This is a genomic window from Blastomonas sp. AAP25 (assembly GCF_001295965.1).
Taxonomy (GTDB): domain Bacteria; phylum Pseudomonadota; class Alphaproteobacteria; order Sphingomonadales; family Sphingomonadaceae; genus Blastomonas; species Blastomonas fulva.
This window is the reverse complement of sequence record NZ_LJHP01000011.1, coordinates 74,138-99,820: the sequence shown is the minus strand read 5'-3', so window position 1 is coordinate 99,820 and position 25,683 is coordinate 74,138. Positions and strand designations below refer to the sequence as shown.

Sequence of the window (25,683 nt, the reverse complement as noted above, 5' to 3'; positions counted from 1 at the left end):
AACCTTCCCGGGTGGTCGCATGAAGCCGCGATCGGCGCGTGCATAACGGTCAAGCGCCTGCAAAAGCTGAAGCAGACGGGCCGGGTTGTCCGCAAGCTGCTGGCGGGCAAGCGCAAGGAAAAGCGGCAAGGGGCGGGGCGCATGTTGCAGTGCACTATGATGCGGTGCTACAGTGTCGCAGCTTTTATCGGGAGATGCGCGCATGGCCAAGACTGGCACCTCGGATTCGGATGATGTCATCATCATCAAAAAATACGCCAACCGCCGTCTGTATAACACCCGGTCGTCGAGCTATATCACGCTCGACTTCTTGGCCAAGCTGACGCGCGAAGGCAAGGATTTCCAGGTTGTCGATGCCAAGACCGGCGATGATATCACCCACAACATCCTGACCCAGATCATCATGGAAGAGGAATCGAGCGGCCAGCAGATGCTGCCCGTCGGTTTCCTGCGCGAGCTGATCTCGATGTACGGCAATTCGATGCAATCGATGATACCGCAATATCTCGAAGCCTCGATGGATGCCTTCCGCAAGAACCAGGAAAAATTCCAGAGCGCGATGGAAGGCAGCATCAAGAACAGCCCGTTTGCGCAGCTGGCACGCCAGAATCTGGCGATGTTCGAAGCGGCATCGAGCGCCTTCAACCCGCGCAAGGACAAGGCCGGCGCTCCCGGCGTGCCGCAAACGGCGCCTGCGCCATCCTCGTCCTCGGACGATGAAATCGCCGCGCTCAAGGCCCAGCTTTCGGCCATGCAGCGCAAGATCGACGATCTGGTCGACAAGAAATAGGCACGACAGCGCCGGTGCCAAACGGGTGATTGCGCGAACGTGCGCGCTCGCCTAGGCACGCGGGCCTTGTTTGAGTGCATCAGGATCGAGCTTACAGTGACCAAGAAGAACGCGCTGCCCGTCACACGGCAGGAAGATTTTGCCGCATGGTACCAGGCGGTCATCCAGGAAGCGGACCTTGCCGAGGAATCGGGCGTGCGCGGCTGCATGATCATGCGCCCCTGGGGCTATGGCATCTGGGAGCGCATCCAGATGCTGCTCGACCGGCAGATCAAGGAAACCGGGCACGAGAACTGCTATTTCCCGCTGTTCATTCCCCTGAGCTATTTCGCGAAGGAAGCCGAGCACGTCGAGGGCTTCGCCAAGGAAATGGCTGTGGTCACGCATCACCGGCTGAAGATGGAGGACGGCCAGTTGGTCGTCGATCCCGAAGCCAAGCTTGAAGAGCCTCTGGTTGTCCGTCCGACATCCGAAACGGTGATCGGCACCGCGTTCTCGCGCTGGCTGCAGAGCTGGCGTGACCTGCCGATCATGGTCAACCAATGGGCCAACGTCGTACGCTGGGAAATGCGCACCCGCATGTTCCTGCGCACATCCGAATTCCTCTGGCAGGAAGGTCATACGGCGCACGAGAACGAAGCCGATGCGATGACGGAGACGCTGACGATCCTGGCGATGTATCGTGACTTCGCGCAGGGCCCGCTCGCCATGCCGGTGATTGCGGGTGAAAAGCCCGAGAACGAGCGCTTCCCGGGGGCGGTCGCGACCTATTCGATCGAGGCGATGATGCAGGACGGCAAGGCGTTGCAGGCCGGGACGTCGCATTATCTGGGGCAGAATTTCGCGCACGCGCAGAACATCCGCTTCCAGGACCGCGAGGGCCAGTTCCAGTTCGCGCACACCACCAGCTGGGGCGTTTCGACGCGTTTGGTCGGCGGCGTCATCATGACCCATGGCGACGATGATGGCCTCAAGGTGCCGCCGCAGATCGCGCCGCACCAGATCGTCATCGTGCCGATGCTGCGCGAAAGCCCAGAGGACGAAGCGCTGCTTGCCTATTGTGCGAAGATCCGCACCGCGTTGATCGATTCCAGCGCGTTCGGCGAACCGCTGCGCGTGCTGATCGACAAGAAGGCGGGCAAGCCCGGTCCCAAGCGCTGGGGCTGGGTCAAGAAGGGTGCGCCGATCATCCTGGAAATCGGCGGGCGCGATGCCGCTGGCGAACAGGTGACGATGCTGCGCCGCGACGCACTCTATTCCGAGGATGGCAAGCTCGACAATCAGGCGATGCACTGGGAGTCGTTCGTCGGCCAGGCGCCTGCGCTGCTCGACCAGATCCAGACGCTGATGTTCTGCTCGGCCAAGGCACGGCTCGATGGACAGGTGCGCACCGATGTCACCGACATGGCTGGCCTCAAGGCGCATTTCGATGGCAGCAAATATCCAGGCTGGGTCGCGGTGGATTGGTGCCGCCCGAGCGGCGAGGCGCTGGACAAGGTCGTCGAGCAACTGAAGGCGCTCAAGCTCACCATCCGCAACACGCCGGAAAATTCGGCGCCTGCAGGTGCAAGCTGCTTCTTCACCGGCGGGCCCGCGGTCGAGCGCGTGCTGCTCGCCCGGGCTTATTGAACAGAAGGTGGCGCAGGATCGTCCCGGCAAGGCCAAGGCACCTCGCTCATACGATGGCGGGATGCCCAATCGTGCGGCGATCCTGAAGTTCATCACCGAATCCTACGAGCCTGCGGGCAAGCGCGAGATCGCCAAGCACTTCAAGCTGCGCGGCGCAGAGAAGATCGCGCTCAAGGCGCTCCTCAAGGACATGGCCGATGAAGGCCTGATCGACAGTGCCCCGGGCCGCGCGTTCCACAAGATGGGAGGGTTGCCCAAGGTCACCGTACTCAAGATCATCGAGGTCGATGGCCGCGAGCTGATCGGGGTTCCCGACAACTGGCAGGCCGAAGGCGTTCCGGCGCCCAAGGTGCGGATTTCCGAACGCGGTCGCTCGGGCGCGCTGGCGGTGGGCGACCGCGTGCTCGCGCGCACCGAAGAGGCGGGTGGCGGTCATCGCGCGTTCGTGATGAAGAAGCTGCAGCGCGCGGGCGAGCAATTGCTCGGCGTAGTGCAGCGTGACGAAGGCGGCGGCAAACTCTGGCTCAAGCCGGTCGACAAGCGCATCCGGCGTCTGGTCCCGATCTCCGATCCCGGCAAGGCCGAGGTCGGCCAGTTGGTGATGGCCGAACAGAGCGGATTGCGCGACCGCGTGTCTGCCAAGGTCACCGAAGTGCTGGGCGAACCCTTTGCGCCGCGCTCGTTCAGCATGATCGCGATCCACAAATTCGGCATCCCGATGGAATTCGCTGCCGAGGCGATCACCGAAGCTGAGCTCGCATCCAAGCTGCCGCTGACCACCGAGGCACGCGAGGACCTGCGCCACCTGCCGATCGTCGCGATCGATCCAGTCGATGCGCGCGATCATGATGACGCGATCTGGGCGACGCCCGATGACGATCCCGCGAATCCCGGCGGGTTCACGGCGATCGTCGCGATTGCCGATGTTTCCTATTATGTCCGCCCCGGCGGCGCGATCGACCGGTCGGCGCGCAAGCGTGGCAACAGCGTGTATTTCCCCGACCGCGTCGTTCCGATGCTCCCCGAGGTGCTGTCTGCGGACATGTGTTCGCTGAAGGCCGGGCAGGACCGCGCGGCGATGGCGTGCCATCTGGTGATCGATGCGCACGGTAAGCTCAAGGACTGGCGCTTCACCCGCGCGCTGGTGCGGCTGGCGGCGAACATCGCCTATGAGGATGCACAGGCGGCGATCGACGGCACCAAGCCGCACGAGCTGACCGAAACCGCGCTTCGCCCGCTCTGGGCGTGCTGGAAGTTGCTCTACAAGGCGCGCGGTGCCCGTGAGCCGCTCGACCTCGATCTGCTAGAGCGGCGGATCGTTCTCGACGAGGCGGGCCGCATCGTCAGCGTCGCAACCCGCGAGCGGCTCGATGCGCACCGGCTGGTCGAGGATTTCATGATCGCCGCCAATGTCGCTGCCGCCAAGGCGCTCGAGGGCAAGAAGGCGCCCGTGGTCTATCGCGTCCACGAGCCGCCCTCGCGCGAGAAATTGGTCGCGCTCAAGGACTATCTCGAAACCTTCGAGATCTCGTTCGCGCTGGGGCAGGTGGTGCGGCCCAGCACCTTCAATTCCATCCTTGCGCGGGTGACCGACGAGACGGTCAAGCCGATGGTGATGGAGCAGGTGCTGCGCAGCCAGACCCAGGCCTATTATGGCCCGCGCAACATGGGCCATTTCGGGCTTTCGCTTGGATCCTATGGCCATTTCACCAGCCCGATCCGCCGCTATGCCGATCTGCTGCTGCACCGCGCGCTGGTCGATGCCTACAAGCTCGAGCAGCCCGCGCCCAAAAGCGATCTGCCGCCTGCTACCGGGCTCAGCGAGCAGGACGCCGCCTCGCTCGACCGCATCTGCCAGCTGATCAGCAGCTACGAGCGGCGCGCGATGGAGGCCGAGCGCGAGACCGTCGATCGCTATGTCGCAGCCTTCCTCGCCACCCGCATCGGCGAGGTGCACAAGGTGCGGATCACCGGGGTGCAGAATTTCGGCTTTTTCGCGACGATCGAGGAATTCGGCGGCGACGGTCTGGTGCCGGTCTCGACGCTGGGCGCAGAGCGCTTTTGGTACGACGAAAAGGCGCAGACGCTGACCGGCGAGACCACCGGCGAGCAATATGCCGTGGGCCAGCAGCTAGAGCTCAGGCTGGTCGAGGCAGATCCCATCACCGGGGCGATAAAGTTCGAGCTGCCCGAAGGCGGCAACTTCATGCGCGAGCCTTATCGCGGGCGCAACGATGGCAAGACCAAGCGTCCGCCGATCAAGCGCCGCGGTCGCCCCGGCAACATCCGCCACCAGAGCCGCTGACCGCTAGCGGCGGTCACGACATCCGGTCGATGTCGGCATCGGTCAGCCCGCCCGGCACGATGGTGAGCGGGCAGGGCAGCGCGCCTGCATCGGGGCCGGCAAAATGCGTGATCAGCGGCCCGGGCGCTCCGCTTGCCGCCGCGCCCAGCACCAGCATGGCAAGATCGGGACATTCGAGCATGTAGCGGCGGATTTCCTTGGTCGCATCGCCCATCCGCACGGTGATCACCGGACGCTGGCCCATTTCATCGAACAGGGTCCCTGCGGCATTGGCGACCAGCGCCTCGGCCCGGCTCCGCGCCTCGTCCTCGATCGTCGCCTGCACCCCACCCCAGGCAACGAAGTCCTGCTTGGGCACCAGCGCCAGGATATGTACCTGACCACCGGTGTGCTGCGCCCTCCGCGAGGCGAAGCGCAGCGCGGTCAGCGCCTCGCTGGTTTCATCCATGATGACCAGATATACCCGCATAAAATCGCTGCCCCGTTTGCTGGCCTTAAGACTGCGCCAAAATGATAGGTGTGGCAAGGGTATGCCCCCTTGACCCTACGGACCTAAGCGTCGAGAACGGCCCCCGTTATCGAATTGGCGCACCTGAATCGGGGGAAAACACCCAATGCCTATCAATCTGAAAATGCCGGCCCTCTCGCCCACTATGGAGGAGGGCACGCTCGCCAAGTGGCTGGTCAAGGAAGGCGACACCGTCGCCTCCGGGGACCTGCTCGCCGAGATCGAAACCGACAAGGCGACGATGGAATTCGAGGCGGTCGACGAGGGCGTGATCGCAAAGATTGTCATTCCGGCAGGGACCGACAATGTGAAGGTGGGTGAGATCATCGCGATCATCACCGCAGAGGGCGAGGATGCGAGCGACGCGCCCGCCGCTGCAGCGCCCGCACCGGCGCCTGCGCCTGCTCCGAAGGAAGAGGCCAGGGCTGCTCCGGAACCTACGCCTGCATCCGCTCCTGCACCGGCGCCCACAGCCTCGTCCGACGACGACAGGATCAAGGCGAGCCCGCTCGCCAAGCGCATTGCCGCCGCCAAGGGCATCGATCTGGCGATGATCAAGGGTACCGGCCCCGGCGGCCGTATCGTCAAGGCCGATGTCGAGGATGCGCAGCCCGGCGAATCCAAGGCTGCAGCCCCTGCACCTGCGCCCGCAGCCGCGCCGCAAGCAGCCGCTGCACCTGCCGCCGCCGCGCCTGCACCGTTCACCACCGATATCCCGCACGAAGAGGCCAAGCTCTCCAACATGCGCAAGACGATCGCGCGCCGCCTGACCGAGGCCAAGCAGACGATCCCGCACATCTACCTGACCCTCGATATCCAGCTCGACAAACTGCTCAAGCTGCGCGGCGAGCTCAACAAGGCGCTCGAGGCGCAGGGCGTCAAGCTCTCGGTCAACGATCTGCTGATCAAGGCGCTCGCCAAGGCGCTGATCCAGGTGCCCAAGTGCAACGTCAGCTTCGCCGGCAACACGCTGATCAGCTACAGCCGCGCGGATATTTCGGTCGCGGTGAGCACGCCTGCAGGCCTGATCACCCCGATCATCGTCGGTGCCGAAACCAAGGCCGTCGGCGCGATCTCGACCGAGATGAAGGAGCTCGCCGGACGCGCCAAGGAAGGCAAGCTGCAGCCGCACGAATACCAGGGCGGCACCGCGAGCCTTTCGAACATGGGCATGTTTGGCATCAAGCACTTCGAAGCGGTGATCAACCCGCCCCAGGCGATGATCATGGCGATCGGCGCAGGCGAGAAGCGCCCGTACATCGTCGACGACGCGCTCGGCATCGCGACGGTGATGAGCGCCACCGGCAGCTTCGACCACCGCGCCATCGACGGCGCCGATGGCGCGCAGCTGATGCAGGCGTTCAAGGAACTGTGCGAAAACCCGCTGGGGATGCTGGCCTGAGGCGTTCAGGCTGATGTCCCGCGATCTTCAAAGCCCCTCTCCCCTCGCGGGAGAGGGGTTGGGGAGAGGGGGGCGGCGCGACAGCGACGCTTCTGCGCCGACCGCTCCATCACCTGCCACCTTACGGACCCGCGCCAGGGCAATGCGCAGCGAGCCTACCGAAGCCGAACTCAAGCTCTGGCAAATCCTGCGCGGCAAGCGCCTCGAAGGTTTCAAGTTCAAACGGCAGGTGCCGATCGATCGCTACATCGCCGACTTCGTATGTTTCGCGCAGCGGGTGATCGTCGAGGCGGATGGGGCGCAACATGTCGAGAACGCTTATGACGCGGCGCGCGATGCCTATCTGCGCCGAGAGGGTTTCACTGTGCTGCGGTTTTCGAATTACGATATTTTGACGAACGACGAAGGGGTGGGCGAAATGATCCTGAGGGTGTTGCACGGCGATGAACAGGCCATCGAGGCCTGTGCGTCGCGCCCCCTCTCCCCAACCCCTCTCCCGCAAGGGGAGAGGGGCTAAACGCATGACCATCCTCCTCTTCATCCTCCGCCGCCTTTTGCTCCCCACCGCGATCGCGACGCTCGTCGGGCGTTTCGCGTTCAACCTCGCGCAGACCGGGGCGCTCAACATTTCCGAGACGTTCGTCGATACCGCCGACGCGTTCTACACCGTGGTGATGGTGTTCGTGATCCTGCTCGCGACCGCGCTTGTCGCGCTGGGGCTCGCAAGGCTGAACGCGCACCCGCTGATCCGCATCCCCGTCCTGCTCGCCACCGCAGCGGGCAGCGGGTTTGCGCTGGTGCTGTATCTGACCGAAGTTGTCGCTTATGCAGAGCTTGTCTATGCCCCTGCGGTGGCATGCTGCATCGTGTGGATGCTCTGCAATCTTGATCTGATGAAACGCGCTAAGAAGGGCTGAGAACCATGGCTGAAACATTTGACCTGATCGTGCTGGGTTCCGGCCCCGGCGGCTATGTCTCGGCGATCCGGGCCGCGCAGTTGGGCCTCAAGGTCGCGATCGTCGAGCGGGAAAAGCTGGGCGGCATCTGCCTCAACTGGGGCTGCATCCCCACCAAGGCGCTGCTGCGCACCTCGGAAATCTTCCATTACATGACCCATGCGGGCAATTACGGCCTCACCGCCGACAAGGTGGGCTATGAGCTCGACAAGATCGTCGCGCGCAGCCGTCAGGTCTCGGGCCAGCTCAACGCCGGCGTCAAGGGGCTGATGAAGAAGAACAAGGTCGCGGTGGTCGAAGGCACCGGCAAGCTCACCGGCAAGGGCAAGCTTGTCGTCACCCAGGGCGACCAGACCCGCGAGCTCGAGGCGAAGGAGATCATCGTCGCCACCGGCGCGCGCGCGCGCGACCTGCCGTTCGCCAAGGCCGATGGCAAGCACATCTGGACCTATCGCCACGCGATGACCCCCACCGAAATGCCGAGCAAGCTGCTGGTCATCGGATCGGGCGCGATCGGCGTCGAGTTCGCCAGCTTCTACAGCGACATGGGGGCGGACGTGACCATCGTCGAGATGCTCGACCGCGTGCTGCCGGTGGAAGACGCCGATGTCAGCGCGTTCATGGAAAAGGCGCTCAAGAAGCAGAAGATGACGATCCTCACCGGCGCGGGCGTCGAGGCGCTGACCGACACCGGCAAGGGCGTGACCGCCAAGATCAAGACCAGGGACGGCAAGAGCGAGGAGCACCAGTTCAGCCACGCCATCGTCGCGATCGGCATCGTGCCCAATACCGAGGATATCGGGCTCGAGGCGCTGGGCGTGAAGACCGACCGCGGCCATATCGTCGTCGACGGCTTCGGCCAGACCAACGTTCCCGGCATCCGCGCGATCGGCGATGTCACCGGCCCGCCCTGGTTGGCGCACAAGGCGAGCCACGAGGGCATCATCGCGGTCGAACATATCGCAGGCAAGAACCCGCACCCGTTCGAAACCTGGAACATCCCCGGCTGCACCTATTCGCGCCCCCAGGTCGCCAGCGTCGGGCTCACCGAGGCCAAGGCGAAAGAGGCCGGGCACGAGGTCAAGGTCGGCAACTTCCCCTTCATAGGCAACGGCAAGGCGATCGCGCTGGGCGAGGCCGAAGGCTTCATCAAGACCGTGTTCGACGCCAAGACCGGCGAGCTGCTCGGCGCGCACATGATCGGCGCGGAAGTGACCGAACTCATCCAGGGCTATGTCATCGCCCGCCAGCTCGAGACCACCGAGGAGGAGCTGATGCACACGGTTTTCGCACACCCGACGCTGAGCGAGATGATGCACGAGGGTGTGTTGTCAGCGTATGGGCGGGCGGTGCATTTTTGAGATGAAGGTTCTGTAAAGTCGTAAGCGGGAACTCAATCAAGCAGGTCGCCCAAGGCATTTTTGTTATAAGCAAAGTTGCTTTCTGCCGCTTCGTAAAGCGCAGCTATAGAACTGATATCCGGGGAATTGGCGATAGCTTCAAATCCACTAAATAGATTACGTTCGAATATAGCCAGGTTGAACCTGTATACCCAAACAAAATCGTTTTCATCCAAATAGTGTCGCCGTCTTACTTTTGATACCACATACATTTTATCCTTTAGTTTTGCTGAAAATGACCCGTCAATTGCCTCGGAAGCTTCGGGCTCATAATCGTCACTTGATTGCCAAATCAGTTTGTCTTCCGAAGTTAGCTCCAGAAGCTTTGTTATGGCCTTACGCCACTGTTCAATCGAGTAAGCCACTACATGCTCCTCAATTCTTCGATTTGTGTTTTTAATTCATCCGCTAGTTCACTAATTTTTTGATACATTTCCCAATATCCTGGAATCTGCCCTGACGTTGTACAGTTTGGACTAGATTTCGTTATTTGTGATTTGAATTTAAGTAATTCAACCTGAGCTTCTTTCGCTACACGACGAACTTCGATATTTTGAATGCGGCTTGCTGCTCGCAATGCTACAGGTGCTTCATGCATGAAGGTTTGCGCGCTAATTTCATGTGGCGGCTCGTTAGCAAATTTGCTGATGTGCTTTGCGATAGATGTGACAGATCGACTGAGTTCAGGTGAAAGTATTTTAAATATATATTTTCTTGAAATACGCTCCACTTCAAGTGCAGCAAAAAGAGAAAATATCAGCCCATAATAGCTCATGGACAGGCCAATAAAAGACCATATCATAGAGATTGATACTGGCTCACCTCCAGTAAAAATTTCTGGAGCAATAAAATAAATCAGCGGACATAGTACAAGTGGGCTTAAAATAAGTGCCACTAGAATTATTCTAACGACAGTCATGCAGTGACAATTTCGGTTTGCTCCAAGAGGGATTTGGGTGCACGACTTGCAATAAACATTCAATATTACATGCAATTATCACTAGGTTACCTCCAGGTGTAGATGAATTTTCCAGCAATGAAAATATTGCTATCAGGTAATCTGATATTCGATTCAGCAAGTAAATAATTCAAACACCAACGTAATTGCAAAACGTTTCATAGTCTTTGGGATCAATAAAATTCGCTAGTGTCACGATGCTCAGGGCAGCCGCAAGATACATAATTTCGGCCTCTGCTTTGTCTTCAAACTCAGCTGGCATTCCGCATTCCCGACGAGCCTGTCTCATTGCTTCTATTGCATCCTCGAAACTTTCGGGCTCATCCTGAATGGCCCTTACGCCGCCCCAGCGAGTCGAAAATGCTTGTTCCGCAGAACATCCAGCATCCAAAAGCTGCTCTGCGTAACCCAGTTCAATCCGATGAAGATCGATGTTTGGAAGGTGCTTCCGAGTGATTGCAATTTGCAAATAACCCTTTGCTGCAAACTGCAAATCGGGCTGCCGAATCTTCTTTTTAAATAGTCCAAACGTACGTTACTCATCTGGCGTCGCGGAATACATAAATGCCAAACTTTGACTGAATGTTCAATCGCTGTGCTCGCATTCTGATGGTTCACCCCACCGTAACCCCCACCACGACCCACTTGCCATCCTCGCGGTCGAGCGTCACCGTTTCCACCGCTTGCTGCTTGTTCGCATAGACCGTGCGGAACTTGACGACTTCGTAGCCTGCGGGCGGGGCGGGGAGGTTCTGCTGGCTGAGCAGGGTGCGCGAGACGGCGCTGCCGTAGCGGGCGTGGACCTCTTCGGAGACTTGCGCCCAGATCTGCAGCGTGTTGAGCTTGCGGAAGGCGGTGCCGGTGGCGGCGTAGCTGTCTTCCCAGCGTTTCTGTTCGATCAGCGTCAGGAAGGCGCGGGCGGCGGTGACGACTTCGGGGTTCACCGCGTCGGTCGCGTCTCCTTGCATCGCGACCTGCGTCGGGGCAGGGGTGACCGTGGTTGGGGCCGTATTGGTGAACGGCAGAGTGGTGAGGGCCAGCAGGCCGAGGGCGAGGGTCATAAGAACTCCTGTCAGGATCAGGGAGCGGTTTCGCTCCGCGCCGGGGGTCGGCGCCCCCACCTGATCGGCGGTTGGCGCGCGCAGATCATCCCCGATTGGGCTGTCCCCGAGAGATTGGGGGGTAACACTTCCGCCTTCCGCCTCGAGCAGCATCCGCGCCGCCTCGCGGCTGCTCGAGACCGCCATCTTGCGCCGCGCATCGCGCAGCCGCTCGTTGATCGTGTGCACCGAAAGGTCGAGCGTGCGCGCGATCGACTTGGCGTCGTGCCCGCACACGATCAGGCGCAGCGTCTGCTTTTCCTTCTCGGTCAGCGACCAGGGGTTGTCGGTGATCTGCGTTGCCATGATGCGCCGATGCTAGGCCGCCCCCGGCGCGGCAGCCACCCCCAATATTTTGTATCTGTGCGCATACGTTCGGGCTGGCTGGCGGTTTTGCTTGCCTGAACCCCAAGTCGCTGTAATCGTTGGGCGACAATCATCCGGGGTAGCCGGTCAGGGGAACATCATGAAAAGTCTTGCACGTTTGATCTCGGCGGCGCTCGCCGCGTCCGCGCTCACGGTAACCGCCTCGGCCCAAGAGACACCTGAGCAGGCACCCAACCGCACGGTGATCACCGCTGCAAGGATGATCGACGTGGCCACCGGCAGGACGACCGAGTTTCCCGCGATCTTCACCGAGAACGGCCGCATCACGTCGATCGCCGATGCGCGCACGGTACGCTGGGGCTCGGACGTCACGCATATCGACCTGTCGGGCAAGACATTGCTCCCCGGGCTGATCGACATGCACGTCCATCTCGATAGTTCACCCACTTATGGCGGGTACAACAGCCTGCAGTTCACCGACCGCTTCTGGAGCTTCGTTGCCGCCTCGAACGCGCGCGCAATGCTCGATGCCGGGTTCACCACGGTGCGCAATGTCGGCTCGGAAGGCTATAACGATGTCGCGCTGAAGCAGGCGATAGCCGAGGGCTGGGCGACAGGTCCGCGCATTGTTCCCGCCGCCTATTCGATTGGCGCGACCGGTGGCCATTGCGACCAGACCTATCTTCCGCCCTCGTTCGCGGCGAAATCGCCTGCGGTCGGCGATGGCCCGGTCGAGCTGCGCCAGAAGGTGCGCGAGCAGCGCAAGTACGGCGCAGAGGTGATCAAGGTCTGCGCCACCGGCGGGGTGTTCTCGCGCAACACCGAGCCGGGCCAGCAGCAGCTCTCCGAAGAGGAACTGCGCGCGATTGCCGATGAGGCGCATCAATGGGGCCTCAAGGTCGCGGCACACGCGCATGGCGGCGCTGGCATCAAGGCCGCGATCCGCGCCGGGATCGACACCATCGAGCATGCCAGCCTGGTCGATGACGAGGGGATCCGCCTCGCGGCCGAGCGCAAGCAGCCGGTGTGGTTCTCGATGGACATCTTCAACACCGATTACACCCAGGCCGAAGGCGCCAAGAACGGCGTGATGGAGGACAATCTGCGCAAGGACCGCGAAGTCGCGCAGATCCAGCGCGACAACTTCCGCAAGGCGCACAAGGCAGGGGTGCGGATGGTGTTCGGCAGCGATGCTGGCGTGATGCCGCATGCCACTGCCGGCGGACAGTTCAAGGTGATGGTCGAATACGGCATGACCCCGATCGAGGCGATCCGCGCGGCGACGATGAACGCCGCCGAGGCGCTGGGCAAGACGCAGGATGTAGGCGCCATCGCGGTGGGACGCTATGCCGACATCATCGCGGTCGACGGCGATCCGCTGGCCGATGTGCGCGAGCTGGAGAGCGTGGATGCGGTGGTGCAGGGGGGCGTGCGAGTCCGCTGAAATGCTGCGCGGTAAACTGCCGCAACATCGGCGGGAATCCGCTTCCCGTGGCGCGGCAGATTGTGCTAATCGGCGCATCCGATCTACTTTGGGGAGAGTAAGATGAGTCTCACTTTGATGGTGGCGCTTGCCATGTCCATGGCGCAGGGCGATCCTGTTGATTCTGCGCGCAAAAGCTTCAACGCCTGCCTGACCACGTTCACCAACGCGGCGCTCGAGGCCAAGAAGACGCCGGCCGATTTCACCAAGGAGGCGAGCAGCGCCTGCGCGGCCGAAAAGACCACGCTGATGGACGCGATGATCAAGTCCGAAATGCAGTATGGCGGGAAGAAGGCGGACGCGGAAAGCTATGCGACCGAGGAAACCCAGATGATCATCGACAGCTATGTCGGCAGCTATGGCGACTATCTGTCGAGCAACATCCGCCACGGAAACTGAGCCGCGGGGCGGGGCTGTGCGCGGGCTGTATCCGCCGATAGAGCCCTACGCCACGGGCACGCTGGATACCGGCGACGGGCATCAGGTCTATTACGAACGCGTGGGGACACCGGGGGCCAAGCCCGCGGTGTTCCTGCACGGCGGTCCCGGTGGCGGCTGCTCGCCCGATCATCGGCGGCTGTTCGATCCTGCGCTGTATGACGTGATGCTGTTCGATCAGCGCGGCTGCGGGCGCTCTGCTCCGCATGCGGCGTTGAACGCCAACACCACCTGGCATCTGGTCGCCGATATCGAGCGGCTGCGGACGATCGTGGGTGTCGATCAATGGCTGGTGTTCGGCGGTTCCTGGGGATCGACGCTGGCGCTGGCCTATGCGCAGACGCACCCTGCGCGTGTCTCCGAGCTGGTGCTGCGCGGCATCTACATGTGCACCAAGCCCGAACTCGACTGGTTCTACCAGTTCGGCGTGTCGCAGATGTTTCCGGACAAATGGGAGCGGTTCGTCGCCATGATCCCCGAGGACGAGCGCGGCGACATGCTGGGCGCTTATCATCGTCGGCTGACCGGGGATGATCCGGAACTGCAGGTTGCCGCGGCTCGTGCCTGGAGCCTGTACGAGGGCGAGACGGTGACGTTGCTGCCCGACCCCAGGCTGACAGAGCAGCACGACGACGGTCATTACGCGCTCGCTTTCGCGCGGATCGAGACGCACTATTTCGTCAACGCCTGCTGGCTGGAGCCCGAGCAATTGCTGCGCAACGCGTCCAGGCTGGCCGCCGTTCCCGGCACCATCGTACATGGCCGGTACGACATGCCGTGCCCCGCGCATTATGCGTGGGCGCTGCACAAAAAGCTGCCGCACATGGACTTCCATCTGGTGGAAGGGGCAGGGCATGCCTATTCGGAGCCCGGCATCCTGAGCCGGCTGGTCGAGGCGACCGATCGTTACGCGGGCAAGGCCTGAGGCCGATCGCGCCGCCGATCAGTTCCCGTGCTTGCGCACCAGTTCGCGCATCGCATCGTCCAGACCCTCGAGCGTCAGCGAATACATCCGATCCTTCATCAAATCCTTGATCATCCGCACCGATTGCGAATAGCCCCACTGGTTCTCGGGCATCGGATTGAGCCAGGCCGCAGCAGGATAGGTGTTGACCACACGGTTCATCCACACCGCGCCCGCCTCGTCGTTGAAGTGCTCGACTGAGCCGCCGGGATGGCTGATCTCGTAAGGGCTCATCGAGGCATCGCCGACGAAGATCACCTTATAGTCGTGCCCAAACTTGTGCAGGATGTCCCAGGTGTTGGTGCGCTCGGTGAAGCGACGGCGGTTGTCCTTCCACACGCCTTCGTACAGGCAGTTGTGGAAATAGAAGAATTCGAGGTTCTTGAATTCGGTCTTGGCCGCCGAGAACAGTTCCTCGCACAGCTTGATGAACGGGTCCATCGATCCGCCGACATCGAGGAACAGCAGCAGCTTGACCGCATTGTGCCGCTCGGGCCGCATGCGGATATCGAGCCAGCCCTGCCGCGCGGTGCCATCGATGGTGCCGTCGATGTCGAGCTCGTCGGCGTTGCCTTCACGCGCGAACCGGCGCAGGCGGCGCAGCGCGACCTTGATGTTGCGCGTGCCCAGCTGCCGGGTGTCGTCGAGATTCTGGAACTCGCGCTTTTCCCACACCTTGATCGCGCGCTTGTGCTTGCTCTCGCCGCCGATGCGCACGCCTTCAGGGTTGAAGCCGGAGTTGCCGAACGGGCTGGTGCCGCCAGTGCCGATCCACTTGTTGCCGCCCTGGTGGCGCTTTTCCTGTTCCTCGAGCCGCTTCTTGAGCGTCTCCATGATCTCTTCCCACGACCCCAGCGCCTTGATCTTCTCCATCTCCTCTTCGGAGAGGAACTTCTCGGCGACCGCCTTCAGCCAGTCTTCGGGAATCTCGGCGGTGTCGTTGCCCTGGAAGGTCATTTCCAGGCCCTTGAACACCTTGGTGAACACCTGATCGAACCGGTCGAGCAGCCCTTCGTCCTTCACCAGCGTGGCGCGCGAGAGGTAATAGAACTCCTCGGGGGTGCGACCGATCACCTCGCTGTGCAGCGCCTCGAGCAGGACCAGATGTTCCTTCAGCGACACCGATATCCCGGCGCTGCGCAATTCATCCATGAACGAGAAGAACATCGATCCTCAACCCTTATCCGGCGCTTTCCGTTTGCGTCACCCTTCACGATGGCGACACCCGCTTAATCTGGCAAGTGGCAACAGGGCAGGGCCGTGCGATTTACCCGGCGTTAACCACGGCCAGCTAGGGTTTGCGGATTGTCGTGACAAAGGGGCAGTCATGCAGGAGCATCGCATCATCGAGCCTGAAAGCGATGCCATTCAGCAGATGGCCGAAAGCTGCGGCGATTCCGTGATCTGCTCGAGCCAGGTCGGCGGAATTGTTGAAACCGTGCGCCAGCGCATGGCGCTGCTGGGCGAGAAGCGGTCGTATCTCGAGCAGATCGCGCGCAACCTTGCGCAGGAGCAGGAGCAGGTTGTGCTCGCCACAGCCAGCGCGCGCCGGACAAGCCAGGCCGCCTACAGCAATCTGGCGGAAAGCTCGCAGACCATGCAGGTCTCTGCGATGGAGTTGCACGATCTGATCGCGCTGATCCAGGGACTGGGCGAGGACGTCAAGCGCTTCGCCAATGCGATGGCGGATGTCGTGACCGCCAGCCAGACCATCGATTCCATTGCCCGGTCCACCAACATGCTCGCGCTCAATGCCGCGATCGAGGCCGAGCGCGCCGGCGCTGCCGGGGCGACCTTTGCGGTAGTGGCTGCCGAGGTGAAGAAGCTGGCACAGGATACGCGCCAGGCCACCGACAAGATTTCCGGCACGATGCATTCCCTGGGCATCGAGGCGGGACATTTCATGGCGCAGGTCGAGCGCGGGGTCGCGCAGAGCCGCAGCGCGCAACGCCATTTCGAAACGATCGATGCCGCCATCCAGCAGGCGGGCGAGATGGTGCGTGATGTCGCGAGCAAGGCCGATGCCATCGCCGAATCGAGCAATGGCGTCCGCTCGGACACCGGCGAGCTTTGCGACAACCTGTTCGTGTTCATGGGCGATGTTGCCGGCTGCGGCGACCAGCTGGAAGACGCGCTGCACCAGACCACCGAGCTCGAGACGATTTCCAACGTCATGTTCAACCAGCTCGTCCACACCGGGCTGTCGCATCGCGACAATCCTTATGTCGAGACCGCAACCGACACCGGAATCGAGATATGCAGCATCATCGAATCCGCGCTTGTGAGCGGAACGTTGACCGAAGCCCAGCTGTTCGACCGGACCTACCGACCACGCGGCGAGCTGGGGCTGGTGCGCTATGACAACGACTTCAACGACTTCGCCGACAGGCACATCCGCCCGATCCTCGATCGCTTCTGGGGCGCGGGCAAGACCACCTTCGGGGCGGTGATGTCGAATGTGGACGGCTATCTGCCGACGCACATTTCTGAGCGCTCGCACGCGCCCACCGGCGACAGGACGCACGATGCCGCGCACTGCCGCAACCGGATGATCGTGCTCGACCGCACCACGAGCGAGGCGATCGAGCACAAGAACGATGCCTATTATGCCGCCGTCTATCGCTTCGAGCCGCATCCGGGCGAGGTCAGGATCCTGCGCAACATCTTCGTGCCGTTGTGGATCCGGGGCCGCTACTGGGGCAATTTCGAGCTCGCCTATATTCGCTGACGTTGCTGGGTAGCTGCCCGGGGGGGCGCAAAAGCGGGAGCTGCAGCAGTGCGCTGCCAGCAGTCAGGGCGACAGCAGCCACACTCGATTCAACTTGCGTGATGCCTGCCTCTTGAGCCACTATACTTCAGCAACACGGCGAAGATGGCGAGAGACAGTCATGCGTGGTCGAACATTCCGGTCTGCTATTGCAGCTTTTAGCCTTTTAAGCTTGCCTGCAGCAGGCGCAGCGCAGCAGACTGGGGAAGAGACGCCCGATCTCTTCCGGGACGGCATCGAGGTGATCGGCCAGCGCGAGGTCGCGAAGAAAGTCCTCAAGGAAAATCTGCGCGAGTTGATAGCGCCCATTCCGATGTTCGATGTGATCCCGCGCTTCTTCGAGCCGCTGTGCGTCAAGGTGGTCGGAATGGCTCCGGATGCCAGCGTGACTATAACGGACCGCATCAATCGAACCGCTCTGGATGTCGGGCTCGACCCGGCCAAGCCGAACTGCAGGGCCAACGCGCTGGTCGTGGTGGTCGACGATCCTCGCGGCCTGTTCGAAAAGATGCTGACGCGCAGGCGCGGTATCGTCGGAATAGCTGAAATGCGCGATGTGCAGACCCGGAACTTGCGCGACGAGTTGCGCGCCCGCAAGCCTGCGGTGGCCTGGAACCTCTCCACCCTGTCCAACAACAATGGCGCCACGCTCGACGGTGAAGGCTATGTGATCGCGACATCGATCAAGGCTAGCCGCATTGATTCAAATTTCTACCGACCCAAATCTTTGTCGATCGTGCTGTATGACTCCACCCAGATCAAGAACGTGACGCTCGGCCAGTTGGCCGATTATGCAGCGGTTCATCTGCTTGGCTCACCCAGGCGGCACATCGACTTCGCCAGCGTCGCAGTTCCATCGGTGCTCAGCCTGTTCACGCAGGGGCCCGAGGCCGCCCCTGCAGAACTCACCCAATTCGACAAGGCGTATCTTAAGGGCATATACACGCTGGAAGCCGGGGCCCTGCGATCGCGGGTACCCGGCGCGGTGCTGGCGGGCTTTGCGCAGCAGTGCGAGGACCAGCAGGACAGCTGCCGCATGCAACTGAAGAAATAGCCTATTGGCGGGCGGGCCCGCCTGCCTCTGATCCTGACGCGTACGTTGCTGGCCAGGCCGGGATCACCCGCCTGGCGCACCCCCTCAGCTGTTGCGGCGCGACATGAAGGCGAGGCGTTCGAACAGCATCACGTCCTGCTCGTTCTTGAGCAGCGCACCGTGCAGCGGCGGGATTGCCTTGCTGGGGTCGCGCGACTGAAGCACTTCGAGCGGCATGTCCTCGTGCAGCAGCAGCTTCAGCCAGTCGAGCAGTTCGCTGGTCGAAGGCTTCTTCTTGAGCCCGGGGACTTCGCGCACGTCGTAGAAGATTTCGAGCGCCTTCTGGACCAGGATCTTCTGGATGCCGGGGAAGTGGACGTCGATGATCGCCTGCATCGTCTCGCGATCGGGGAACTTGATATAGTGGAAGAAGCAGCGGCGCAGGAAAGCGTCGGGCAGTTCCTTCTCGTTGTTCGAGGTGATGACCACGATCGGGCGATCCTTGGCCTTCACCAGCTCCTTGGTTTCGTAGACGTAGAATTCCATGCGATCGAGTTCCTGCAACAGATCGTTGGGGAATTCGATATCGGCCTTGTCGATCTCGTCGATCAGCAGCACGGGCAGTTCGGGTGCGGTGAACGCTTCCCACAACTTGCCCTTCTTGATGTAGTTGCCGATGTCGTGGACGCGCTCGTCGCCGAGTTGGCCGTCGCGCAGACGCGCCACGGCGTCATATTCGTACAGGCCCTGCTGCGCCTTCGTGGTCGACTTGATGTTCCATTCGATCAGCGGCGCCTTGGCGGCCTGCGCGATCTGGTGCGCCAGCACGGTCTTGCCGGTGCCCGGCTCGCCCTTCACCAGCAGGGGCCGACGCAGTGCGACGGCGGCATTGACCGCCACCTTCAAATCGTCGGTTGCAACATATTCGCTGGTGCCTTCAAAGCGCATGGGATGGCCTTCCTGCCGCTGTTAACTGGTTGGTTAAGCGATAGGGGGCTGAAGCCAGCTTGGCAAGCGGTCAGAGCGCTGCTGCTTTACGTTTCCGTAAGGCCATGCGTTTTGGAAGCCTAGATGCCGTCCTGCGCGCGGCGAAGCTCTGCGCGTTCGCCCAGCATATCCCAGAACTGGCGGTGCTGCTGGAGCATCTGCGACGCGCCGAAGCCGATCGCGCGTCCAATCATTCTGTCGGTGCTCAGTTCGGCCGCGAGCTGGCGTGTGTCGGCAGATGAAGGGAGCGAGGAGGGGCGGACATCGAGCCCGGTGCGCGCGCCGATGAGATCGAGCACCTCGCGCACAGTGATCCAGTCCAGCACCAGCGCAAAGGCGGCGCCGATCGCACAGCCCTGGCGGTCGGACTGCGACAGCGCGTTGAGCGCCCCGCGCAGGTTGATGATCGCTGGGGTGCACCGGTCCTGGCCGGGAGTGCTTGTGATCGGCCCTGCGGCAACAGTCAGCCGGGTGAGCAGCGCGCGCTCGCCGACGAATGCCTCGCATGCATGGGCCAGCCATTTGCCGATATGCGGGTCTGCGGTGCGGGTCGCGGCATAGTCGATCAGACCGGGATAGCGGCCATGCAGCAGGCATAGATAATGCGCAGCATCGGCAAGGTCGATTGCGCGCACCGGGCTGGCCTTGTCGAGCAAAACGCCGACAAAGCCGTGCGCAGCGCTGGTGCCCTGCGCCAGCGCCGCATCCAGCGAGCGCGGTGGCGCGGCATCCGGTTGGGCGCGGTCAAAGGCTCCGGGCTGAACAAACGACACGTGGCGGCTTCCCTAAAGTGCTTGGCCCAATCTGCCCCGCCCGAAGGTCCGGCGACACAATTGGTGTGGCAGGCAAGCGGGTCGCACCTGCCTCCACACCGGCACCCTAGCGTATCGTCCTAAAGAGAAAGTTTACGCAGGCGCAGGTTTATCGCGCCTGGCGATGCTGTTCGTCGAGAAACTGCGCGACATCGGCCAGATCGACATCATGGCACACGAACGTCTGCCCGATCCCGCGCGCGAGCAGGAAGGGCAGTGTGCCGCCCGCCATCTTCTTGTCATGCCGCATATGATCGACCAGCGCCGCGCCATCGGCGGTGACGCCGGCATCGTGCAGCGTGACGGGCATCGCGCAGGCGCCGAAATGCGCGGCGACGCGTTCTGCGTCCGCAAGGTCGCACAGCCCGCGCCGTGCCGAATAGCGCAGCGCCAGCACCATTCCGACACCCACCGCCTCGCCGTGCAACAGCCTCTCGCCAAAGCCGGTATCGGCTTCCAGCGCATGGCCGAAGGTGTGCCCGAGATTGAGCAGCGCGCGGCGGTCCTTCGTCTCGCGCTCGTCCTCGCCCACGATCCGCGCCTTGGCGGCGACGCTGGTGACGATGGCGTGATCGAGCGCCTGCGGTTCACCTGCCAGCACATCGGCGCCGTGCGCCTCGCACCAGTCGAAGAAGGGCGCATCGTCGATCAGGCCGTATTTGACTACTTCGGCATAGCCTGCGCGCATTTCGCGCGGGGGCAGCGTGGCGAGCACCTGCGGATCGATCAGCACGAATCGCGGCTGGTGGAACGCGCCGACGAGGTTCTTGCCCGCTGCGGTGTTGATCGCGGTCTTGCCGCCGACCGAGCTGTCGACCTGTGCCAGCAGGGTGGTCGGCACCTGCACGAAGTCGCAGCCGCGCTTGGCGATCGATGCGGCAAAGCCGGTGAGATCGCCGATCATCCCGCCGCCCAGCGCGAAGATGGTATCGCTTCGCTCGATCCCTGCGCCGAGCAGCCAGTCGGTCAGCCGCGCCAGCTCGGCCCAGCTCTTGCTTGCCTCGCCAGCGGGTACGACATGCAGTTCCGCTCCGATGCCTGCGGCCTCGAGCTGCGCGGCGATGCGGGGCCAGTGGTGCCGGGCCACCGTGCTGTCGGTGACCCACAGGCTGCGGCCGCGCTTTGCCCAGGGAGCGATATGCGTTGCCACGTCGTCCAGCGCCCCTGCCTCAACGGCGATATCGTAGCTGCGCTGGCCCAGCGCGATATTCAGCCGTGCCATCGGGCAAGTGCCTCCAGAATAGTGAGAACGGTGCGGTGGTGCGGGCCATCCTTGCTCCGCACATGGATCTGCGCCTGCGCATAGACCGGGTTGCGGACCTCGGCGAGCTTGGCCAGGACTTCGCCCGGATTGCCGTTCTTGAGCAGCGGACGGGTGTTGCGGCGGCTGACGCGCTCGACCAGCGTAGCAAGGTCGGCATCCAGCCAGATCGCGATCGCGCCCTGCAGGATCAGCGCGCGGGTCTGGTCGTTCATGAACGCGCCGCCCCCGGTGGCGATAACGCGCGGCACGCCATCGATCAGCCGCGAGATCACCCGGCGCTCGCCGTCACGGAAATAGGGCTCACCGAAACGCTCGAAGATTTCCGATATCGTCATCTGCGCCGCGGTTTCGATCTCCTCATCGGCATCGACGAAGTCGATACCCAGATCGGTGGCTAGCCTCTTGCCGACGGTGGACTTGCCGACACCCATCAGCCCGACCAGCACCAACGGCCGGTCCAGCCATTGCATGATGGCGCCTGCAAGCTTCGCGGGGTCTGATTTTCGGTTCTGCAGCATTGCCGCGCAGCCTATAAATAGGCTAGGCGGTGGCGCAAGTTTTCTAGACACTTCACGGAGCATATGTCGGCCATGGCCATTTTGGGACAGAATTACCGGCAGCGCAGGCGGCCCAAGGGACCGCTCATCCTGGTTGCACTGGCTGTTCTGGTTGTCGCGTTCCTGGCGTTCGCCTATTCGCGCGGTGGCGAGGTTCCCACCGCACGCGTCGAAAAGCAGATCGCCTTGCCAACGGCAGCGGCGTCCAACGCCGCCACGGCGCAGCCCGAGGGCTGATCGCGATGCGCCGGGGAATGCTGCTGGCCTGTGCCAGCCTGATGGCGGTGGCGTTTGTATCTGCTCCCGTGATCGGACAGAACGAAGCACCGGAGTCGCTGCTGCCCCCCGGGTTCAACGATCCCGCGCCTGCGCCGTCGCAGTCCGAACCGCCGCCCTTGCCCGAGCCCGGCCGCACCGGACCCCAAGCTCCCGTCGTCCCCGGCACGCCGCCCCCGCTGGTCCCCCTGCCTTCGCTGGCAGGTCAGGAAGAAAGCGACGAGGCGCTGAGCGAGGAACTCGCTGCGTTGCAGGAGCAGCTTGCAGAACAGCTCGCGCTCACCCAGGCGCTGCCACCCAGCGCGCGCCGTTCGCTGGACCTCATCGGCCCCTTGAGCCAGGCCAATGGCGGTTTTGCCGCGTCCTCGCTCGGCAATATCGGCGGACGCTATGCCCAGACGCTGGTGCGCCGCACCGGTGGGCGTATCGTGTCGCGCTGGGCCTCGCTGGGCCTGCAGAAGCTGCTGCTGAGCGAACTCAACACTCCGCAGGGGATCAACGGCGCAAACTGGGCTGCTGAACGGGCGGCATTGCTGCTGCGCATCGGATCGGCCGATGGCGCGGTGCGCATGGTGCAGGCGATCGATCCGCCCGCCGCGACCCCGCGCCTGCTCGATGTGGCGCTGACCAGCTATGTTTCCGCCGCCGATCCGCTGGGCATGTGCCCGCTGCTGCCCTTCGCCCGTGACACCGCAAAGGGCAAGGAATGGCAGCTGATCCGCGCGATCTGCTCGGGCTTCTCCGGAGAGGGCAGCTCGGCGCGCGAACAGATCGATCGCGCCCGCCGCCAGAGCGGCATGGACCGGATCGATGTGGTGCTGGCAGAAAAGATCGTCGGAGCAAGCCTCAACGGCAGGCGCGCAGTGACGGTGCAGTGGGATGACGTGAACCAGCTCACCCGCTGGCGTTTCGGGCTGGCGCTGACCGCTGGGATCGAGCCTCCCGAGGCGCTGTATGCCAGTGCCGACCGCAACTATCAGGCGTGGCGCGCGCGCGCGCCGATGGCGCCGCTGGCCTCTCGCGTGCAGGCGGCAGACATGGCCGCTGCGATGGGCGTGCTTTCCAGCCGCGACATGATCGATCTGTACGGCGCGACATTTGATGATCCGGGCACCGATGATGCGCTGCGCGATCGCATGGCGCTGCTGCGCACCGCCTATGTCGCTGCCGATCCCGATGACCGGGTGCGCGCGATGCAGGCGCTGTGGAACCGGTCCGAAAACGCGTTCGTACGCTATTCTGCGCATGTCCTGACCGCCCACGCGGCAGCGCGCGTCGCTCCGTCGGAAGACGTCGGTGATGCTGCCGATGACCTTATCGTCTCGATGGTGTCGGCGGGCTTCGATACCAGTGCGGCGCGCTGGACCGGTATCGTGTCCGAAGGCAGTCTGGGCTGGGCCGTGCTCGCGCTCGCCTCGCCGGGGCGCTCGCCGCTGGGATCATCGGAAGTCAGCAGCTTCTTCGACAATGACGAGAGCGCGAACGCGCGCAAGAGCGCGTTTCTGGTTGCGGGCCTGGCTGGGCTCAACCGGATCAGCACCACCGATCGCGATTCGCTGGCCGAGGACCTGGGCATCCGGCTGGGCGGCGAAACCCGCTGGACCCGGGCGATCCGCGCCGCCGCATCGCAAGGCAATGACGGGCTGGTGACGCTGCTGGTCGCGATGGGCATGCAGGGCGACGACTGGTCGGCGATGACCCCGCGCCAGCTGTTCCACGTCGTTTCGGCGCTCCGCATCGCCGGGCGTCAGGCAGAGGCCCGGATGATCGCTGCAGAAGCTGTCAGCCGCGCCTGACCGATGGCAGGCGACGACGCCCGTCTGATCGACCGCTTTCTGGAAATGATGGCCGCAGAGCGCGGCGCGGCCGCGAATACGCTCGCCGCGTATCGCCGCGACCTCGAACAGGCGTCCGATGTGCTGGCAGGTGCGCTGGTGCAGGCGGGGGAGGCGGGGGAGGCGGGGTTGGCCCGTCTGGACCATCACTGGCGCGATCTTGCCTCGAGCACCGTCGCGCGCAAATCCTCTGCGCTGCGTGGCTTTTTCGCCTTTCTGCAGGATGAGGGGCTGGCGGAGGCCAGTGCGGGCAACGCATCCACGGCGATTGCTCGCCCGAAAGTGCAAAGACCGCTGCCCAAGATCCTGAGTCACGACGATATTGCCCGGCTGTTCACGCTGGCAGAAGAGCGCGCGGCGGCGCCAGAGGCAAGGCCATCGGACCTGCGGCTGCTCGCGCTGATCGAGCTGCTCTATGGATCGGGTTTGCGCGCCAGCGAGTTGGTCAGCCTGCCGCGTGCGGCGGCCAGCATCGGGCGACCGTTGCTGGCAATCACCGGCAAGGGCGACAAGCAGCGGCTGGTGCCGATCTCGGGCCGCGCGCGCGATGCGCTTGCGTGCTGGCTGGCAGTGAGCACGGTCGAGACGCGCTGGCTGTTCCCCTCGCGCACCGGGCATATCAGCCGCATCCGCTTGTTCCAGCTGATCAAGGACTTCGCCGCCAGCGCGGGGATCGATCCGGCACGGGTGAGCCCGCATGTGCTGCGCCACGCCTTTGCCACGCATCTGCTCGAAGGCGGCGCGGATCTGCGCACCTTGCAGACCTTTCTGGGCCATGCCGATATCGCGACCACCCAGATTTACACCCATGTCGACAGCAAAAGGCTGGTCGAGCTGGTCAATCGTCGCCACCCGCTTGCGCAGATGAACCTTGCCGACAGGCAGCGGCGTGGCTAGCAGGGCAGGACTATGACCATGACAAGCTATCTGGAATTCGAAAAGCCGATCGCCGCGCTTGATGCGCGCATCGCCGAATTGCGCGAAACCGCCGACACCGGCGAGATCGATATCGACAGCGAGATCGAGCGGCTCGCGGCCAAGTCGCGCAAGCTGCTGGCCTCGACTTATGCCGGGCTTACCCCCTGGCAGAAGACGCTCGTTGCCCGGCATCCCGCGCGCCCGCATTTCAAGCATTATGTCGCAGGGATGTTCGACGAGTTCCTGCCGCTGGCAGGCGACCGAGCCTTTGGCGACGACAAGGCAATCATGGGCGGCTTTGCGCGCATGGGCGAACAACGCCTGGTGGTCATCGGGCACGAAAAGGGCGACACCACCGAAAGCCGCATCCGCCACAATTTCGGCATGGGCAAACCCGAAGGCTATCGCAAGGCGATCCGCCTGATGGACCTGGCAGACCGGTTCGGGCTTCCCGTGGTTACCTTGGTCGACACCTCGGGCGCGTTTCCCGGCGTGCAGGCCGAGGAGCGCGGTCAGGCCGAGGCGATTGCCCGCTCGACCGAGCGCTGCCTTTCGCTGGGCGTGCCGATGGTCTCTGCGATCGTCGGCGAGGGCGGATCGGGCGGCGCGGTGGCGCTTGCTTCGGCCGAGCGCGTGCTGATGTTCGAACATGCGGTCTATTCGGTGATCTCGCCCGAAGGCTGCGCCTCTATCCTGTGGCGGACCGCAGACCGTGCGGCAGATGCTGCCGAAGCGATGCAGGTCACCGCAGCCGATCTCAAGCGGCTCAACGTCATCGACCGGATCGTCAAGGAACCCGTGGGTGGCGCGCATCGTGATTCGGCGCAGGCGATCCAGGAACTGGCCAAGGCAGTCCGCGAGGAACTGGAAACGCTCAAGAAGCTGAGCCCGCTCGAGCTGCGCGCGGCGCGCGAAGCCCGCTTCCTGGCAATCGGCGCACTTTGATCTCGATGTAAATTCGCGCAACCGCACGC

The 25,683-nt window shown here is 63.1% G+C and carries 26 protein-coding genes; 16 read left to right on the top strand and 10 right to left on the bottom strand.

Annotated features, from left to right (window positions below; all coding sequences use genetic code 11):
- The first annotated feature begins 202 nt into the window (after positions 1-202).
- The 3 genes from phaR to rnr all read left to right on the top strand — a co-directional run bounded on the left by phaR (position 203) and on the right by rnr (position 4,724).
- A complete protein-coding gene (gene phaR, locus IP68_RS10665) occupies positions 203-790 on the top strand; it encodes a polyhydroxyalkanoate synthesis repressor PhaR (RefSeq protein WP_054134966.1) in 588 nt (195 codons plus the stop codon).
- A 96-nt stretch (positions 791-886) separates the two neighbouring features.
- Complete coding sequence (gene proS / locus IP68_RS10660) at positions 887-2,419, top strand: proline--tRNA ligase (protein ID WP_082382293.1); 1,533 nt, start codon at positions 887-889, stop codon at positions 2,417-2,419.
- Positions 2,420-2,480: 61 nt separating this feature from the next.
- Entirely contained in the window at positions 2,481-4,724 is a 2,244-nt protein-coding gene (gene rnr, locus IP68_RS10655) for a ribonuclease R (protein WP_197275779.1), read from the top strand.
- A gap of 13 nt (positions 4,725-4,737) precedes the next feature.
- Here the strand turns inward: rnr and IP68_RS10650 are convergent, their stop codons facing one another.
- Positions 4,738-5,193 carry a universal stress protein gene (locus tag IP68_RS10650; RefSeq protein WP_054134965.1) on the bottom strand — a complete coding sequence of 152 codons (456 nt, stop codon included), beginning with the start codon at positions 5,191-5,193 and terminating at the stop codon, positions 4,738-4,740.
- Positions 5,194-5,338: 145 nt separating this feature from the next.
- Here IP68_RS10650 and IP68_RS10645 point away from each other — a divergent pair, with 145 nt between their 5' ends.
- The 4 genes from IP68_RS10645 (at position 5,339) to lpdA (ending at position 8,951) form a co-directional block, all read left to right on the top strand.
- Positions 5,339-6,634, top strand: a complete 1,296-nt coding sequence (locus tag IP68_RS10645; RefSeq protein WP_054134964.1) for a pyruvate dehydrogenase complex dihydrolipoamide acetyltransferase — start codon at positions 5,339-5,341, stop codon at positions 6,632-6,634.
- Between the two features lie 142 nt (positions 6,635-6,776).
- Entirely contained in the window at positions 6,777-7,151 is a 375-nt protein-coding gene (locus tag IP68_RS10640) for an endonuclease domain-containing protein (RefSeq protein ID WP_054134963.1), read from the top strand.
- Between the two features lie 4 nt (positions 7,152-7,155).
- Positions 7,156-7,551, top strand: coding sequence for a hypothetical protein (locus IP68_RS10635; RefSeq protein ID WP_054134962.1), 396 nt, complete (start codon positions 7,156-7,158; stop codon positions 7,549-7,551).
- 5 nt (positions 7,552-7,556) lie between these two features.
- The gene (gene lpdA, locus IP68_RS10630; RefSeq protein ID WP_054134961.1) at positions 7,557-8,951 is read left to right on the top strand and encodes a dihydrolipoyl dehydrogenase; all 1,395 of its coding nucleotides are present in this window, start codon (positions 7,557-7,559) and stop codon (positions 8,949-8,951) included.
- 32 nt (positions 8,952-8,983) lie between these two features.
- Here lpdA and IP68_RS20210 read toward each other — a convergent pair whose 3' ends face one another.
- From IP68_RS20210 to IP68_RS10625, 4 genes are all read right to left on the bottom strand, one after another.
- Positions 8,984-9,355, bottom strand: a complete 372-nt coding sequence (locus IP68_RS20210; protein ID WP_156318054.1) for a hypothetical protein — start codon at positions 9,353-9,355, stop codon at positions 8,984-8,986.
- On the bottom strand, positions 9,355-9,885 hold the full coding sequence (locus IP68_RS20205) for a hypothetical protein (protein WP_197275777.1): 531 nt from the start codon (positions 9,883-9,885) through the stop codon (positions 9,355-9,357). Before IP68_RS20205 ends, IP68_RS20210 begins: the two co-directional genes overlap by 1 nt.
- A 193-nt stretch (positions 9,886-10,078) precedes the next feature.
- A complete protein-coding gene (locus IP68_RS20200) occupies positions 10,079-10,441 on the bottom strand; it encodes a hypothetical protein (protein WP_156318050.1) in 363 nt (120 codons plus the stop codon).
- Positions 10,442-10,562: 121 nt separating this feature from the next.
- Positions 10,563-11,354, bottom strand: a complete 792-nt coding sequence (locus tag IP68_RS10625; protein ID WP_054134960.1) for a DUF4019 domain-containing protein — start codon at positions 11,352-11,354, stop codon at positions 10,563-10,565.
- A 160-nt stretch (positions 11,355-11,514) separates the two neighbouring features.
- On the opposite strand from IP68_RS10625, the gene IP68_RS10620 reads away from it, so the two are divergent.
- From IP68_RS10620 to pip, 3 genes are all read left to right on the top strand, one after another.
- On the top strand, positions 11,515-12,819 hold the full coding sequence (locus tag IP68_RS10620) for an amidohydrolase family protein (RefSeq protein ID WP_054134959.1): 1,305 nt from the start codon (positions 11,515-11,517) through the stop codon (positions 12,817-12,819).
- Positions 12,820-12,921: 102 nt separating this feature from the next.
- The gene (locus IP68_RS10615) at positions 12,922-13,257 is read left to right on the top strand and encodes a hypothetical protein (RefSeq protein ID WP_150126218.1); all 336 of its coding nucleotides are present in this window, start codon (positions 12,922-12,924) and stop codon (positions 13,255-13,257) included.
- A 16-nt stretch (positions 13,258-13,273) separates the two neighbouring features.
- The gene (gene pip, locus IP68_RS10610) at positions 13,274-14,221 is read left to right on the top strand and encodes a prolyl aminopeptidase (protein WP_054134957.1); all 948 of its coding nucleotides are present in this window, start codon (positions 13,274-13,276) and stop codon (positions 14,219-14,221) included.
- A gap of 18 nt (positions 14,222-14,239) precedes the next feature.
- On the opposite strand, the gene IP68_RS10605 is transcribed toward pip, so the two are convergent.
- On the bottom strand, positions 14,240-15,427 hold the full coding sequence (locus tag IP68_RS10605; RefSeq protein ID WP_054134956.1) for a VWA domain-containing protein: 1,188 nt from the start codon (positions 15,425-15,427) through the stop codon (positions 14,240-14,242).
- Positions 15,428-15,587: 160 nt separating this feature from the next.
- Here IP68_RS10605 and IP68_RS10600 point away from each other — a divergent pair, with 160 nt between their 5' ends.
- A complete protein-coding gene (locus tag IP68_RS10600) occupies positions 15,588-16,988 on the top strand; it encodes a methyl-accepting chemotaxis protein (protein WP_054134955.1) in 1,401 nt (466 codons plus the stop codon).
- Positions 16,989-17,100: 112 nt separating this feature from the next.
- Positions 17,101-18,081, top strand: coding sequence for a hypothetical protein (locus IP68_RS10595; RefSeq protein WP_156318046.1), 981 nt, complete (start codon positions 17,101-17,103; stop codon positions 18,079-18,081).
- Positions 18,082-18,165: 84 nt separating this feature from the next.
- Here the strand turns inward: IP68_RS10595 and IP68_RS10590 are convergent, their stop codons facing one another.
- The 4 genes from IP68_RS10590 to IP68_RS10575 form a co-directional block, all read right to left on the bottom strand.
- Positions 18,166-19,008 carry a MoxR family ATPase gene (locus IP68_RS10590; protein WP_054134953.1) on the bottom strand — a complete coding sequence of 281 codons (843 nt, stop codon included), beginning with the start codon at positions 19,006-19,008 and terminating at the stop codon, positions 18,166-18,168.
- 119 nt (positions 19,009-19,127) lie between these two features.
- Complete coding sequence (locus IP68_RS10585) at positions 19,128-19,820, bottom strand: hypothetical protein (protein WP_054134952.1); 693 nt, start codon at positions 19,818-19,820, stop codon at positions 19,128-19,130.
- A gap of 148 nt (positions 19,821-19,968) precedes the next feature.
- Positions 19,969-21,081, bottom strand: coding sequence for a 3-dehydroquinate synthase (gene aroB, locus IP68_RS10580; RefSeq protein ID WP_054134951.1), 1,113 nt, complete (start codon positions 21,079-21,081; stop codon positions 19,969-19,971).
- Positions 21,069-21,593, bottom strand: coding sequence for a shikimate kinase (locus tag IP68_RS10575; RefSeq protein WP_054135001.1), 525 nt, complete (start codon positions 21,591-21,593; stop codon positions 21,069-21,071). The genes aroB and IP68_RS10575 overlap by 13 nt, the downstream gene beginning before the upstream one ends.
- Positions 21,594-21,713: 120 nt before the next feature.
- Between IP68_RS10575 and IP68_RS10570 the strand changes: the two genes are divergently transcribed.
- From IP68_RS10570 to IP68_RS10555, 4 genes are read left to right on the top strand one after another with little or no spacing between them, the layout of a single operon-like run.
- Positions 21,714-21,917, top strand: a complete 204-nt coding sequence (locus IP68_RS10570; protein WP_231683908.1) for a hypothetical protein — start codon at positions 21,714-21,716, stop codon at positions 21,915-21,917.
- Positions 21,918-21,922: 5 nt separating this feature from the next.
- Positions 21,923-23,752, top strand: a complete 1,830-nt coding sequence (locus tag IP68_RS10565) for a hypothetical protein (RefSeq protein WP_156318044.1) — start codon at positions 21,923-21,925, stop codon at positions 23,750-23,752.
- 3 nt (positions 23,753-23,755) lie between these two features.
- Positions 23,756-24,688, top strand: a complete 933-nt coding sequence (locus IP68_RS10560) for a tyrosine recombinase (protein WP_054134948.1) — start codon at positions 23,756-23,758, stop codon at positions 24,686-24,688.
- Between the two features lie 18 nt (positions 24,689-24,706).
- Positions 24,707-25,654 (top strand): acetyl-CoA carboxylase carboxyltransferase subunit alpha, encoded by a 948-nt coding sequence (locus tag IP68_RS10555; RefSeq protein WP_054135000.1) that lies wholly within the window; start codon positions 24,707-24,709, stop codon positions 25,652-25,654.
- Positions 25,655-25,683: the final 29 nt, after the last annotated feature.

Excerpts from the sequence above, each read along its gene's own strand:
- phaR (WP_054134966.1), top strand. The coding sequence starts at position 203 with ATGGCCAAGACTGGCACCTCGGATTCGGATGATGTCATCATCATCAAA.
- rnr (WP_197275779.1), top strand. The coding sequence starts at position 2,481 with ATGCCCAATCGTGCGGCGATCCTGAAGTTCATCACCGAATCCTACGAG.
- IP68_RS10650 (WP_054134965.1), bottom strand. The coding sequence starts at position 5,193 with ATGCGGGTATATCTGGTCATCATGGATGAAACCAGCGAGGCGCTGACC.
- IP68_RS10645 (WP_054134964.1), top strand. The coding sequence starts at position 5,339 with ATGCCTATCAATCTGAAAATGCCGGCCCTCTCGCCCACTATGGAGGAG.
- IP68_RS10640 (WP_054134963.1), top strand. The coding sequence starts at position 6,777 with ATGCGCAGCGAGCCTACCGAAGCCGAACTCAAGCTCTGGCAAATCCTG.
- IP68_RS10635 (WP_054134962.1), top strand. The coding sequence starts at position 7,156 with ATGACCATCCTCCTCTTCATCCTCCGCCGCCTTTTGCTCCCCACCGCG.
- lpdA (WP_054134961.1), top strand. The coding sequence starts at position 7,557 with ATGGCTGAAACATTTGACCTGATCGTGCTGGGTTCCGGCCCCGGCGGC.
- IP68_RS10625 (WP_054134960.1), bottom strand. The coding sequence starts at position 11,354 with ATGGCAACGCAGATCACCGACAACCCCTGGTCGCTGACCGAGAAGGAA.
- IP68_RS10620 (WP_054134959.1), top strand. The coding sequence starts at position 11,515 with ATGAAAAGTCTTGCACGTTTGATCTCGGCGGCGCTCGCCGCGTCCGCG.
- IP68_RS10615 (WP_150126218.1), top strand. The coding sequence starts at position 12,922 with ATGAGTCTCACTTTGATGGTGGCGCTTGCCATGTCCATGGCGCAGGGC.
- IP68_RS10605 (WP_054134956.1), bottom strand. The coding sequence starts at position 15,427 with ATGTTCTTCTCGTTCATGGATGAATTGCGCAGCGCCGGGATATCGGTG.
- IP68_RS10600 (WP_054134955.1), top strand. The coding sequence starts at position 15,588 with ATGCAGGAGCATCGCATCATCGAGCCTGAAAGCGATGCCATTCAGCAG.
- IP68_RS10590 (WP_054134953.1), bottom strand. The coding sequence starts at position 19,008 with ATGCGCTTTGAAGGCACCAGCGAATATGTTGCAACCGACGATTTGAAG.
- aroB (WP_054134951.1), bottom strand. The coding sequence starts at position 21,081 with ATGGCACGGCTGAATATCGCGCTGGGCCAGCGCAGCTACGATATCGCC.
- IP68_RS10575 (WP_054135001.1), bottom strand. The coding sequence starts at position 21,593 with ATGCAATGGCTGGACCGGCCGTTGGTGCTGGTCGGGCTGATGGGTGTC.
- IP68_RS10570 (WP_231683908.1), top strand. The coding sequence starts at position 21,714 with ATGGCCATTTTGGGACAGAATTACCGGCAGCGCAGGCGGCCCAAGGGA.
- IP68_RS10565 (WP_156318044.1), top strand. The coding sequence starts at position 21,923 with ATGCGCCGGGGAATGCTGCTGGCCTGTGCCAGCCTGATGGCGGTGGCG.
- IP68_RS10560 (WP_054134948.1), top strand. The coding sequence starts at position 23,756 with ATGGCAGGCGACGACGCCCGTCTGATCGACCGCTTTCTGGAAATGATG.
- IP68_RS10555 (WP_054135000.1), top strand. The coding sequence starts at position 24,707 with ATGACAAGCTATCTGGAATTCGAAAAGCCGATCGCCGCGCTTGATGCG.